Source organism: Psychrobacter sp. Ps1 (assembly GCF_022129425.1).
Taxonomy (GTDB): domain Bacteria; phylum Pseudomonadota; class Gammaproteobacteria; order Pseudomonadales; family Moraxellaceae; genus Psychrobacter.
In genome coordinates this window covers 70,201-83,384 of record NZ_JADQAN010000004.1, presented here as the reverse complement: position 1 = coordinate 83,384, position 13,184 = coordinate 70,201, and the positions used below count along the sequence as shown (strand labels likewise).

Below are 13,184 nucleotides of genomic sequence, written 5' to 3'. Positions count from 1 at the left end.
GATGTAAAGTGGCGTTATGATAGCATGACTAAGGCGTGTTGAATATTCACAAATAGCCGTTGCTAGCGTCTAAAAGCACCAGCCATCATCAATTTAATACATTATTGGATAGTATATCTATGCATCCTGAGTCAGAAAATCCTGAGTCGATAGATTCTAAAGTGAACAATCCACCTAGACGGCAATTTACCCGCCAGCGTCGTCAGTTAAATGATGGCATGCGGAGACAATATGCTCAGTCTGCAAGCTTGCATTTAGCCAAATTACAGCAGCGCTTACCGCCGCGTGCGCGTATTGGGTTATATTATGATGGCTTTGGTGAGCTGCCCACTCAGCCACTCTTAGATTGGTGTCAACGCTTAGGCTATTTACCATATTTACCAGTAGTAGGTTCGCTCGGACGTGATCATAAGGGGCTCGATGATAAACACCTGCGCTTTGTCCCTATATACCAATCGAAGCTGGTCAATGTGCCGACACGGATTCATCGTTTAGGCATGAAACAAAACCATCATCGCAGATTATTATGGGCGCGCGAATTAGACGTGATTATCTGTCCGTTAGTCGCGGTAGATAAACACGGCAACCGCATGGGCATGGGTGGTGGATTTTATGATACAACACTTGGAAAAATCTATCGGTCAGGGGCCAAGAAACCGTTAAAGATAGGCTGGTGTTATGACTTTCAAGTGGTTGAGCAATTAGCGCGTCAACCGTGGGATGTACCATTAGACGGCTTAATTACCCCAAGCGGCATAAGGTGGTTTTAATGAAAGACGATAAACAATTTGAAAAAGACTCTAGCGCTGCTGATTCCAGTGCAGACAGTGTGGATGAGTATTTGCAGACATTAGGCAATGAGGACGCTAGAGAGCAACGCTACTACAGTCAAGAGCAACCGTTTAGCGCTGAAGAAATGACACAGCTCGTCAATGAAGAACGCTTAAATGAGCTGCTTGCGCAAAGTGATGCATTTTTGAGTAGTTTGAATAGTGAGATTGGGGATTTTGATGAATAACATCTATAAATGATAGAGCACAATTTGAATAAACGCGGTTATATGTTAGTTTGATTTGATCGACGTTTTCTTTTTATTGCCAAACTATTGTTTCTATATAACCTATAAACTATACTTATCGCAAATAATTATCATTACAGTATAGGTCGTTGATCGTGGACAAAGTAAAAAAAGAGTTTATGTCGCCCGCTTCGCTACAAGTTTGTTTTTATTTGTTCGTGCTATTACTACTGGCCACGCCTGCGGCTTATATTTATGATTACGACGGCTTTGATTTTGCTGAACTAAGAACCTTTTTGCTAGCGCTTGCAGCATTTTATACCTTCGCGCTTAGCACTCACATTGAAATGCGTCATATAAAGTCCTCTAGCAGCACATCTTTTCTACATTTTTTGGTTCCTATATCTCAATGCTTTTCTTTTATTCTGCTGTCTCTGTTTGCGTTGGCTATTGTTGAATACATCAATGACGATTTGAGACTAGATCGTATTTATGACCCTTTCATTACGCTGTTTTTCGTATACCTGTTGCACAAAAATATAGAAAGTATAAAGCAAGATATCGGTACTTAAGAGAACCGTTTAATTTAATTACTCTAACAGTCCTATAACTAATGCAAAAAAAGACGCTTACCGATAAGCGTCTTTTTTGTTGGGTACTTGGATTGATTTAAAGGGCTGACCAAATCACCTACAACACCATCGCTGCAATCCAACCAAATGCCAGTAGCGGAATATTGTAATGCAAAAATGTTGGTATCACACTGTCTTTGATATGGTCATGTTGACCGTCGATGTTTAGACCAGAGGTTGGCCCCAATGTCGAATCTGACGCAGGCGAACCCGCATCACCTAGCGCGCCAGCCGTACCGATAATCGCCACAGTAGCCAACGGCGAGAACCCTAAAGAGATACACAGCGGTACATAAATCGCAGCCAAAATAGGAATGGTCGAAAATGAAGAACCGATACCCATAGTCACAATCAAACCAATCAATAGCATAATAAATGCCGCCATCGCTTTATTACCAGCAAACAGTGACGCTGCTCCATTGACCAATGGCTGAATCTGCTCAGTCGCTTTCATTACTTCAGCAAAGCCTTGCGCGGTAATCATAATAAAGCCAATCATCGCCATCAGTTTGATACCGTCATTAAAGACGCCATCAGCATCACGCCACTTCACCACGCCCGTGGCCATGAACACACCGAAGCCAAACATTGAGCCAAGTAGTAGCGAATCAGTATATAGCTGCACCACAAAAGCAGTCACGATAGCAGCCAGTGCAACCAGCGTCTTTAGCTTGCTTTGCGACTGTGCGCCAGCAGCCGTTTTGCTTAATGCATCACCTTCTACTACTGCATCATGCGCTTGCTGATCTAACGCAATCTGCTGATACGCACGTGGCTTACGGTAGCTGATAAATACAGCAACCAGTAAACCAATTAGCATACCCAATGCAGGAATCGCCATGGCTTGCACCACAGAAATATTGGCAACATCAATGCCCGCTTCACCCACGTTTTTTAGCATAATCTGATTGAGATAGATATCACCAAAGCCATAAGGAATAAACATATAGGTGGTGACCAGTCCAAACGTAATCAGACAAGCAATCAGGCGTCTATCAATCTGCATGCGATTGAATGCTAATAATAGTGGCGGTACCAGTAGCGGAATAAAGGCAATATGAATAGGGATTAAGTTTTGGCTAAAGCAGCTCATGGTAATAAGGCCTGCAAACAGCATGTACTTAATCATGCCACTCGTACCCGCAGCATCAATACGCTTAATGACCGCGCCTGCCAACGATTGCGGCAGGCCCGAATGAGCAATCGCTACCGCAAACGCCCCAAGCAGTGCATACGACAACGCAATCTCTGCGCCATTACGGATGCCTTCTTGAAAAGCATTGAGCGTATCAGTAATACCAAGCCCTGCTAGCAGTCCACCTGCCAGCGCCCCGATTAATAAACTGAGCACCACGTGCACTCGCGAAAGTGACAGTCCTAGCATGATAATAACTGCTAGCAATACCGCATTGATGGCCATGTGTTGCCCCTTGTTCTTTATACTTTGGTCTTATTGAGACCTATGAATATTGAAACTAATGAATATCGCCCTGTTGTCTAAAACGTCCCAATATGAGAGCCTGTTTTAGACGCGCGCCAGTTTACCTTATTTTGGGTATAAAGCCTACGTATAGAACCGATTAGACATCATCATAAGCAGCCAAATATCATTTACACATCTAAACCCTCTTCTCTAATTTCTGACTGTTTTTATCACTCATAGACCAGTCATAGACCATTCATACTCATGACGACACATCGTTACCGACGTTAATGGCGTCGTTTACTGGGCGCTTAGACAACTATTTAACAAAGATAAGCAGACGACTTCACCAATCAGCCTTGCAATTTTTTTCGTGAGCACCATTTATCTAAACATGAACCACGAACTTGACTTTACAAGTCTGGGGAACGAGGAAAAACATATGAGTGAACATAATATTGATAAAGACAACATCGACATCGATGTATCATCTGCCCTGAACACTGACACGACGTCTGATGCAAATACTGACACTGACGCTAACATCAGTGCTGACGCGAATAACGAGACAGAAAGCTCATCTACGGATGCGTTAAATGCTTCGTCTGACGCTGTCAAAGATAATGAAGATGAAAGCTATCTGCCACTGTTGGCATTGCGAGACGTCGTCGTCTATCCACACATGCAGATTGCATTGTTTGTAGGACGTGCGCCATCGGTGAAAGCGGTTGAGCTGGCACAAGCTGAGTATGGCAACAAAGTACTGGTAGTCGCGCAAAAAGACTCACTGACCGAAGATATTGATCAAGATAACTTGTATCAGTACGGTACGGTGTGCCGCATCGTCAGCACCATGCCACATGATAGCGACGAGAACTGCATTAAAGTCTTGATCGAAGGTCAATACCGCGCTCGTGTTGACAATATAGAAGGCCATGATGATTTATTGATGGCGAGATTTGAACGTGCCGACCTTGATGTCAGCATGGATGAGAGCCAACAGAAAAACACCATTCAAGCATTAACTACATTATTCGAAAGCTATGCAGATGCTCGACTTCGCAATGCACGTGAGCTGACTCGTGTGGCTAAGCGTATCGACGACTTGCTTGAGTTGGTTTATTTCATCTCAACTCGTGTGTCGATGGACCTTGATATCAAACAGTCTTTCTTAGAAGAAGACGATATCAAAACGCATATCAACACCTTAACTGAATATCTGGTCAAGCAAAGTGCTGAGCAAAATATCGAACAAGATATCCAAGATGCTGTCCGTCAGCAAATGGAAGACAATCAGCGCGAATACTTCTTGAATGAGAAGATGAAAGCCATCAAAAATGAGCTGTCAGATATGAATGATGGCGCGTTCGATGGTGAAGATGATGTGGCTGAGCTAGAGCAGCGTTTAGAAGATGCTGACTTGCCAGAAGATGTGCGCAAAAAAGCTGAGCAAGAATTCAAAAAGCTCAAAATGATGCCACCTGCATCAAGTGAATCGTCAGTCGTACGCAACTATATTGAATGGATTTTGGATACGCCGTGGAATGCGACGACCAAAGTATCTATCAATTTAGATAAAGCTAAGACGGTATTAGACGAAGATCATTATGGTCTACAAGATGTAAAAGACCGCATCTTAGAGTACCTCGCCGTGCAATCACGCGTGAAGAAACTTCGTGGTCCGATTCTATGTCTCGTCGGTCCTCCAGGTGTCGGTAAAACCTCGTTGGGTGAATCTATCGCCCGTGCCACGGGTCGTAAGTTTGTACGTATGGCGCTTGGCGGCGTACGTGATGAAGCAGAGATTCGTGGTCATCGCCGTACCTATATCGGTGCAATGCCAGGTAAAATCGTTCAGTCACTTGCAAAAGTAGAAGTCAAAAACCCGCTGTTTTTATTAGATGAAATCGATAAGATGGCGCAAGACTTCCGCGGTGATCCAGCATCAGCGTTGCTTGAAGTATTGGATCCATCACAGAACGATACATTTAACGACCATTATTTAGATATGGACTTAGATTTGTCGCAAGTGATGTTCATCTGTACTGCCAACAGCATGGATATTCCGCCTGCGCTGCTTGACCGTATGGAAGTCATTCGCCTGCCGGGTTATACCGAAGAAGAAAAAGTTAATATCGCACAGAAATACCTAGTGCCAAAAGCGATTAAGCAAAACGGTCTTAAAGAAGGTGAAATTGAGATTGTTGAAGCAGCATTGCATAGCATCGTGCGTAGCTATACGCGTGAAGCAGGTGTGCGTAACCTTGAGCGTGAAGTGAACAAGATCTGCCGTAAAGTGGTTCGCGGTTCGGTTGAAACTCATGGCGCACGTGCTCCGAAAAAAGCAGAACGTCAGCTAGTGACCGTCGATGACAAAAATATCGATGACTATCTAGGTGTACATCAGTATGACTACGGTCTGGCTGAAGAAGAGCCTGAAATTGGTCGTATTACTGGTCTTGCATGGACTCAGGTCGGCGGTGAGCTATTGACCATCGAAGCGGTCGGTATGAAAGGTAAAGGCGAGCTTAGCTTTACCGGTTCACTAGGCGATGTAATGAAAGAGTCGATTCGCGCGGCTATGAGTGTGGTTCGTGCTCGCGGTGATAGCTTAGGTATCGACTACGAAACGTTTAAAACAACAGACGTCCATGTGCATATGCCAGAAGGCGCCACGCCAAAAGACGGCCCATCTGCTGGTGGTGCACTGACAACAGCGCTAGTCTCTGCGTTGACAGGTATTGCTATTCGTCCAGATATTGCGATGACAGGTGAGATTACCTTACGCGGTAAAATCCTACGTATCGGCGGTCTCAAAGAGAAGTTGCTTGCGGCACATCGCGGTGGTATCAAGCATGTCTTGATCCCAGCGACTAATGAGCGAGATTTGGCTGATATTCCTGATAACGTGAAAGAAGGCTTAACCATTCAGCCAGTCGCGACGATTGAAGAAATCTTAAAGGTTGCTTTGGTCAGTATACCAACACCAATTAAGCCTGCCAAAGTGACTGTTGATAAAACCTCTGGTAAAGCACTGCACAATTAATTGAACCTTTATTAAGCCAGTTCTATAGATTAGGAAGCCGCTCATCACTATGGTGAGCGGCTTTTTTATACCTGTTTGTTATTCATTTGCTTGCAGTTCATAGCCTTCTTAGTAGGTTTCTCACGCATTTAAAGCCATTTAATTTTGAAAATCATTTATCTTAGTTCGTTTTTCAAACCCATACGTTACTTACATTTATTAACTGATTGTTGCGCATTTGATGAATAACTATAGCGTTAGCTTGGCTATACTGACTCCGATGTTAACGAATATTGACACCGATTTTTATAGAACAATAACGATAAATATTCGTGGCTTTCATAAAGATTAAAAATAACAACTCAAACAATTGGAGATAATAATGAATAAGACATTACTTGCAAGTACCCTATTATGCGGTTCAGCGTTAGCAATGACTGGTTGCCAGACCGTAGAGAGTCAAATGCAAACGGGTAATCCTTTAGCACAGCCGACGCTAAAATCAACCATACAAACAGTAGATGGTGAGAAGAAAGAAGTTGGTCAAGTTTTCTTACGTCCAGTCGATGGCGGCGTCCAAGTTTACGGTAAACTTACTAACCTACAGCCAGGTAGAACTGTCTCATTACATATCCACGAAACAGGCAGCTGTGACGTTATGGGTAAAGCGGCAGGCGGTCACTTCAACCCAGATAACAAGCCACACTCTAATCCAGATGATATGAATGGCCATGCTGGTGACTTGCCAAACTTAACTGCTAATGAAGATGGTGTTGCTACTATTAACTATGTGAATAAGAAAATCGCAGCGACTGAAGCAGGTAAATATAGCGTAAATCGTTTGGCCTTTATCGTACATGCTGGCGTTGACGACTATACCAGTCAGCCTTCAGGTAATGCAGGCGATCGTATTGGTTGCGGTATCATCGTAAAAAACTAATACTGTCCTAATTTATGAACTTAGACTAGGTTTGTAAACGTAAAATAGTTTGAAAGAAATAGCTTAAAAGAAATATTATAAGCACAAAAAAACCCTCTTAAATTATAAGAGGGTTTTTTATTGGAAGTAACTATTAGGTTTGTTGAAGCCAATACAAGAAAGACCAATGCAAATTGTACCTGTAGTACATTAAATGAGTCTGACGCTATAAAAGCACTATATTGGATGTAACAATATTTACTCCTCTACCCATTCACCTTTACGCCAGTACACACCCCAACGTGTGGCCTTACCGTTTTTCTCAGAGCCGATATACTGCTCTTTTTTCTTACGTGACCAGCGCAATATGGTTGGGTTGCCTTCAGGATCCTCATCTGGTCCTGCAAACAGATACTGGAACTTATCTTCCATTTTATCTTTGATTTCTCGTAGCTCAGCCAGCTTCGGCGGACGTGTCTCACGCACTTTTGGAAACTTAGACGCTGCTAAGAACATTCCAGCTGCACCTTCACGCAATATGAAGTAATCATCATGCTTAGTCGACTTTAGCTCTGGTAGGTGGATTGGATCCATACGTGGCGGCGCTGCTTCGCCTGTTTTTAGTACCTTGCGCGTATTATCACAGTTTTGACAAGCAAAATACGGGCCAAAACGTCCTGTCTTAAGCTCCATCTGCCCATCGCACTTGTTACAGTCAATGGTTGGTGCATCTGAGCCAGGAACTTCAAACTTGCCTTCTTCTAGAATATAACCATCGCAATCAGGGTTGTTACCGCAAATGTGTAGTTTGAGACCACCATCTACGATGTAACCATTCATCGCCGTGCCACATTTCGGACAGCGTTTTTTCTCCATCAAATCTTTAACTTCTGCCGCTTCGTCATCACCTTCCGCATCATCTAGATTGGCGAATGCTTCGACTGGCATTAGATTTTTGGTACCTTTACAGCGCTCTTTTGGCGGCAAGTTATAGCCAGTACAGCCCAAGAATACACCTGTTGACCCTGTACGCAACTGCATCGGACGATCGCAAATATCACAATGGACATCAGGCACGTCAGTTGGATCGTTTGGACGCATACCGTCTTTTTCTTTGGCACGCTCTAGAGTCGTTTTGAACTCGCCATAGAAATTATCAAGCACATCTTTCCAATCTTGATCACCCTCTGCCACATGATCGAGCTTGTCCTCTAACGCAGCAGTGAAGGTATAATCCATCAAATCTGGGAAGCTAGCTGTCAATCTATCCGTGACGATATCACCCATTTTTTCAGCAAACAGACGCTTATTCTCAAGCTTCACATAACCACGATCTTGAATAGTCGAGATGATTGAGGCATACGTCGATGGACGACCGATGCCTTTTTTCTCAAGCTCTTTTACTAGGCTTGCTTCAGTATAGCGAGGCGCAGGCTTAGTAAAATGTTGGCTCGGATCTAGCTTGTCTAGGTTTAACTTATCGCCTTTTTTGACATCAGGCAGCAAGGTATCGTCAGTCTTGGCTGGTGGCATAACTCTCGTGTAGCCATCAAATACCATGGTACGACCGCGGGCTTTTAGCTCGATATCATCTGCGCCTACAAACAGGTTCACTGACAGATACTTGGCAGGTAACATCTGACACGCCACAAATTGACGCCAGATTAGCTCGTATAGACGTATCGCATCACGCTCAACACCTTTGAGCTGTGTTGATTTCATGTTGACGTTAGAAGGACGAATCGCTTCATGCGCCTCTTGTGCACCTTGCTTGTTACCATAGAAATTTGGTTTTTCTGGTACATATTTTGCACCATAGCTGTCTTCGATATGACCACGGACAGCAGCAAGTGCGTCGCCTGATAAAAATGTCGAATCGGTACGCATATAAGTAATATGACCCGCTTCGTATAGACGCTGCGCCAAAATCATGGTTTTCTTAACAGAGAATCCTAAGCGCGTGCTGGCAGCCTGTTGCAAGGTCGAAGTAATAAATGGCGCACTTGGACGTGATTGCGTTGGTTTCTCTTCACGCTCTTTAACGATAAAGTCACTTGCTTTGAGTACCTCTAAGACTTTATCGGTCTGTTCTTTATTACCAAGCTTTAGGGTTTTGCCACCTTGTTTGGTCGCCTCTAAGCGGATACCGATTTGCTCAGCGTCTGAGGTCTTTTTGGCTTTGCCATCAGCGATATGCGTGTCCGCATGGATTTGCCAGTACTCTTCTGGAATGAACGCGCGAATCTCATGCTCACGCTCGACGACCAAGCGCATGGCAACTGACTGTACACGGCCTGCAGATAGCCCGCGAGCTATTTTTTGCCATAATAGTGGCGATACCATAAAGCCGACAACACGGTCCAAGAACCGACGCGCTTGCTGCGCATTCACGCGGTCAATATCTAATTTTGAAGGCTGTTTAAACGCACTTTGAATAGCTGACTTGGTAATCTCGTTAAAGACCACACGTTGATACTTACTATCAGGGCCACCGATGACTTCTTTTAGATGCCAAGCAATCGCTTCCCCTTCTCTATCCATATCCGTTGCCAGATAGATTTTGTCAGCGTCTTTGGCTAATGCTTTAAGCTCTTTGATGACTTTGGTTTTGTTGGGTAGTACTTCGTAGACTGCTGCCCAGTCATGCTCTGGATCTACACCCATGCGGCGTACCAGTGCTTGCTGCGCTTTCTCTTCTTTGGTCAGACTGTCATCTTTTTTAGCGGTCGTTGCTTTCTTTGCGCTTTTGCTCGCACTGACCGGCAAATCACGGACGTGACCGATACTTGAGCGCACAATAAAGTCATCACCAAGGTATTTATTAATCGTTTTTGCCTTGGCTGGTGATTCTACAATCACCAAAGACTTACCCTTTGGGCTGTCAGCAGCTGGTGCTGGACTTTTTTTGGTTGTGGTTTTTGCCATGTTTGACGACACCATAATATAAGTAAATTAAAAGTAAGGTTAAATTCAGCAGCACGGCAATTTATGGAAGCGGATACTCATGGTTTGGCCATGGTTCAGCTATTTATAGTAATAATCGCTGCTGATAAAAAAGGTTATAAAACAAATAATAACCATAAAATAAAGATATAGTTATAAAGACGTTACACTGCTAAGCGTTAAACTGTCAACTTTAAATAATTTGAATATGACAAACCGCTTGCATATTGCCCTTTAATGGAGACGAAAAAACGCTTTACTAGGTTTATGCTTGTTTTTGCATATGTAGCGCCCACTTCTCAAGGTTTTCTTTGAGCACTAATAAGTCCGCTTCAATCCGTTTTTGATGGTACGTAGGATTAGATGCTGGACGTACATAAGCAATATCTTCCCAATAAATAATAATGCTATTGGCCTTGGTCAATAGACCTTTAACAAACGGTTCGATACTTACTGGCAGCTCCAACGGCACTTGATCCAAGCTAAAATCAGTTTTTTTGACTACTGGATTATTGCTGATTTGACTAGAACGAATCGCACTGGGAATAGTAAGCGTTTTATCATCTGTACTGGTATCAACAAAACTGCTGTCTGGTCGCCACTGTCCATCAATCACTTGATAACGAGTATGCGGCAGTTTAGTGTCTTCAAATATCAGGCAGTACTGTCCAAGCATACCGCGGCCATACTCATTATCACGACCTTTGATCCAATCAGGGCACGAAACAAGTTTTGGATTGAGCTGTAAACGACGCGCGGTCATACGCAGCTTATCCAAACGCTGATCGATACCGTTCGGTTTGAGCGCCATCATACTCCCTAATACGAATAGTACAATGATAACGCCAATCAATGTTCCCATGATGGTCTGGCCTTTTGACTAAATGAAAAAGATACTAAGAGATATAGAGTGAAATATCGCTAATGAACCGTTATTTATACATAGTACATTTGCGGTTAGCACGATAATAAACAACGATATATAAGGGCTTATAATGAGCACGAACCATTAAATATCAAGCGTTGTCGTCCAATCGCAGTGCAACAGGTACTTTTAAAGCATATGACAATTTAGCAAGTTACGCTATTAAATCAGCTATTTAGCGTATATAAACTTACCGAGTACAGTACGCTATAAAAACCAGATACGAAAAGTGGTCAGTTCAAAAAAGTGCTATGATAAACCATAATTTTAAACGCGCGCAGGTTTATTATGAATTATCTTATTGAGTCAAACTCATCGGGCGCTTATCACGCTCGCAAGCTGACAAGTAAAGTCATGAGCAAAGCAGGCATGAGCCTATCGCTACTTGGCGCGGTCGTACTGACATTATCAGGCTGTGCCACGACTCAGAGCCTAACGCCGCAGCAGTGTCAAAGCAGTAACTGGCAAGAAGTCGGCTATGCTGATGGCTCACAAGGTCGTTCAGGAGCTTACTTCGGTCACTATACCAATAGCTGCGCTAGTGTCGGCGGTGCTAGCCCTAACCGTATCCAATGGGAGCAAGGCCGTCAACAAGGCCTCAAAAACTACTGTACCGAGCTGAACGCTTATAAGCTCGGTCGCGAAGGCTATGACTGGCAACCTGTCTGTCCGTTAGAAGGTATTGAGAAGTTAGAAGAAGCTTACTCTCAAGGGCGCTACTACTATATCCGTCAACGTGATCTCGACTACTTACGCTCACCTTACCCATTTGGCTACAGACATGCAGGCTTCGGTTACGGCTATCGTCCGTTTGGCTACGGCTGGTAAAAAAAGAAAACCTCACTAACGACTTAATTTGAGGTTTAAGTAGTTAATGAGGTTGGAGAAAATTTTATTATTTTAATTGTTTTTATTATAGCGGTGTTGGTTGTTTTACTGGTTGGGCTATTGATATATCTAGCCAGTTTTCTACTATAGAGCCAAAGCTACTAGCACTGACTCACTATCGTTAATCTCTTAGAGATTTAGCTACTCAGCTATTCATTCACAAACGCGATTTTGGTCAGTCCAGCGTTACTTGCCGCTGCTAAGACTTGAGCAACCGTATCGTACTTGCCTTCTTTATCCGCACGTAACTGTACCGCTGGATTCTTACCAGTCGCGCCTTGTTGCTGCAAGCGTGTCTCTAACTCTTGCATACTGATCGGATCACTATCCCAGAATATCCCTGCATCTTTATCAATGCTGACTTGAATCGCTTCTGGCGGCGTTTCGTTGAGCGCGGCACTGGTCTCTGGCAAATCTAAAGGCACCGTCGGATTCAACACGGTCGCTGTCAATAAAAATATAATCATCAATACCAGCATGATATCGATCAGCGGAATGAGGTTCATCTCATCCATGCTTCGTACGTCATCATCACCCAATTGAAATGCCATAGTTACTCTCAATGCTTTTGGTTATTTTCACACAGCCAAGCCGTTTTTTGACCTGTCGTTTGAGCCTTTACAGACCTAGCGCTGGCAGATTTAATGCTTGCAAGATCAACACTATCTATAGCTGCTTTGGCACAGAATTACTGTAGTTATTGGTATGCTGAGTCTCGCTCGTCGTTGAACGACTGCTTGGTGCAGCGTGCACTTGTGAGGCGCTAGCAGCATGGCTCGCGGTTACCTTGGTAGTATCCACAAGACCCGTTGATTGCGCCAATAAATCATGCGCTCTATCGTTGGCTTGATACATTATGCGGCGATTGATACGTACTGCAAGGTTATAAAACACCACAGCTGGAATCGCTACTGCAATACCAAGACCTGTCATAATTAGAGCTTCACCGACTGGCCCTGCAACCTGCCCCAATCCTGCCTGACCACTCATACCGATATTGTGCAAGGCATGGAAAATACCCCATACCGTACCAAACAAGCCGATGAACGGTGCAATCGCTGCCGTCGTACCAAGAATCGGCAGACCGCGCTCACTAGCAAAGCGATAGCGACCGATATGCTTGAGCAAAGTCTGCTCAGTCACCAAGCGGCGAGTGGCAGCATCAGTACCAGCCAAGTCAGACTGTTTGGCTTGTAATTGCTGACTCAAATCATCTGCTACATTGGTCGCCAGCTTACGGCTTTGCAATACGCGGACGATACCTGTCACCCAAGAGAGAATAGATAACGCAAGCAACAAAAAGAACAACGTTTTTGTCACCATGTCGCTGATCTGCCAGTATTGCATAAAGTCCATGTCAGACTCCTTAATGTGTAATGCCATTACATGATACTGAGGTAAATATCATGTT

At 43.8% G+C, this 13,184-nt stretch carries 11 protein-coding genes; 6 read left to right on the top strand and 5 right to left on the bottom strand.

Features of this window, described 5'->3' with window-relative positions; genetic code table 11:
• The first annotated feature begins 119 nt into the window (after positions 1–119).
• The 3 genes from I3249_RS02860 (at position 120) to I3249_RS02850 (ending at position 1,590) form a co-directional block, all read left to right on the top strand.
• Positions 120–770 carry a 5-formyltetrahydrofolate cyclo-ligase gene (locus tag I3249_RS02860; RefSeq protein WP_238068483.1) on the top strand — a complete coding sequence of 217 codons (651 nt, stop codon included), beginning with the start codon at positions 120–122 and terminating at the stop codon, positions 768–770.
• Positions 770–1,018 carry a hypothetical protein gene (locus I3249_RS02855; protein WP_179797815.1) on the top strand — a complete coding sequence of 83 codons (249 nt, stop codon included), beginning with the start codon at positions 770–772 and terminating at the stop codon, positions 1,016–1,018. Before I3249_RS02860 ends, I3249_RS02855 begins: the two co-directional genes overlap by 1 nt.
• A 155-nt stretch (positions 1,019–1,173) precedes the next feature.
• Entirely contained in the window at positions 1,174–1,590 is a 417-nt protein-coding gene (locus tag I3249_RS02850) for a hypothetical protein (protein WP_238068481.1), read from the top strand.
• 118 nt (positions 1,591–1,708) lie between these two features.
• On the opposite strand, the gene I3249_RS02845 is transcribed toward I3249_RS02850, so the two are convergent.
• Entirely contained in the window at positions 1,709–3,070 is a 1,362-nt protein-coding gene (locus I3249_RS02845) for a Na+/H+ antiporter NhaC family protein (protein ID WP_238068479.1), read from the bottom strand.
• Between the two features lie 445 nt (positions 3,071–3,515).
• Here I3249_RS02845 and lon point away from each other — a divergent pair, with 445 nt between their 5' ends.
• Both lon and I3249_RS02835 read left to right on the top strand, forming a co-directional pair.
• Complete coding sequence (gene lon / locus I3249_RS02840) at positions 3,516–6,119, top strand: endopeptidase La (RefSeq protein WP_238068477.1); 2,604 nt, start codon at positions 3,516–3,518, stop codon at positions 6,117–6,119.
• Positions 6,120–6,480: 361 nt separating this feature from the next.
• Entirely contained in the window at positions 6,481–7,038 is a 558-nt protein-coding gene (locus I3249_RS02835; protein WP_179797811.1) for a superoxide dismutase family protein, read from the top strand.
• Between the two features lie 237 nt (positions 7,039–7,275).
• Here I3249_RS02835 and topA read toward each other — a convergent pair whose 3' ends face one another.
• Positions 7,276–9,942 (bottom strand): type I DNA topoisomerase, encoded by a 2,667-nt coding sequence (topA, locus tag I3249_RS02830; protein WP_238068476.1) that lies wholly within the window; start codon positions 9,940–9,942, stop codon positions 7,276–7,278.
• Positions 9,943–10,225: 283 nt separating this feature from the next.
• Positions 10,226–10,822 (bottom strand): hypothetical protein, encoded by a 597-nt coding sequence (locus tag I3249_RS02825; RefSeq protein WP_238068474.1) that lies wholly within the window; start codon positions 10,820–10,822, stop codon positions 10,226–10,228.
• Positions 10,823–11,173: 351 nt separating this feature from the next.
• On the opposite strand from I3249_RS02825, the gene I3249_RS02820 reads away from it, so the two are divergent.
• Positions 11,174–11,713, top strand: coding sequence for a DUF2799 domain-containing protein (locus tag I3249_RS02820; RefSeq protein WP_238068472.1), 540 nt, complete (start codon positions 11,174–11,176; stop codon positions 11,711–11,713).
• A 209-nt stretch (positions 11,714–11,922) separates the two neighbouring features.
• Here I3249_RS02820 and I3249_RS02815 read toward each other — a convergent pair whose 3' ends face one another.
• On the bottom strand, positions 11,923–12,324 hold the full coding sequence (locus I3249_RS02815; protein WP_238068470.1) for a biopolymer transporter ExbD: 402 nt from the start codon (positions 12,322–12,324) through the stop codon (positions 11,923–11,925).
• A 115-nt stretch (positions 12,325–12,439) separates the two neighbouring features.
• A complete protein-coding gene (locus tag I3249_RS02810; RefSeq protein ID WP_101205179.1) occupies positions 12,440–13,129 on the bottom strand; it encodes a MotA/TolQ/ExbB proton channel family protein in 690 nt (229 codons plus the stop codon).
• Positions 13,130–13,184 lie beyond the last annotated feature (55 nt).

Excerpts from the sequence above, each read along its gene's own strand:
- I3249_RS02860 (WP_238068483.1), top strand. The coding sequence starts at position 120 with ATGCATCCTGAGTCAGAAAATCCTGAGTCGATAGATTCTAAAGTGAAC.
- I3249_RS02855 (WP_179797815.1), top strand. The coding sequence starts at position 770 with ATGAAAGACGATAAACAATTTGAAAAAGACTCTAGCGCTGCTGATTCC.
- I3249_RS02845 (WP_238068479.1), bottom strand. The coding sequence starts at position 3,070 with ATGGCCATCAATGCGGTATTGCTAGCAGTTATTATCATGCTAGGACTG.
- lon (WP_238068477.1), top strand. The coding sequence starts at position 3,516 with ATGAGTGAACATAATATTGATAAAGACAACATCGACATCGATGTATCA.
- I3249_RS02835 (WP_179797811.1), top strand. The coding sequence starts at position 6,481 with ATGAATAAGACATTACTTGCAAGTACCCTATTATGCGGTTCAGCGTTA.
- topA (WP_238068476.1), bottom strand. The coding sequence starts at position 9,942 with ATGGCAAAAACCACAACCAAAAAAAGTCCAGCACCAGCTGCTGACAGC.
- I3249_RS02825 (WP_238068474.1), bottom strand. The coding sequence starts at position 10,822 with ATGGGAACATTGATTGGCGTTATCATTGTACTATTCGTATTAGGGAGT.
- I3249_RS02820 (WP_238068472.1), top strand. The coding sequence starts at position 11,174 with ATGAATTATCTTATTGAGTCAAACTCATCGGGCGCTTATCACGCTCGC.
- I3249_RS02815 (WP_238068470.1), bottom strand. The coding sequence starts at position 12,324 with ATGGCATTTCAATTGGGTGATGATGACGTACGAAGCATGGATGAGATG.
- I3249_RS02810 (WP_101205179.1), bottom strand. The coding sequence starts at position 13,129 with ATGGACTTTATGCAATACTGGCAGATCAGCGACATGGTGACAAAAACG.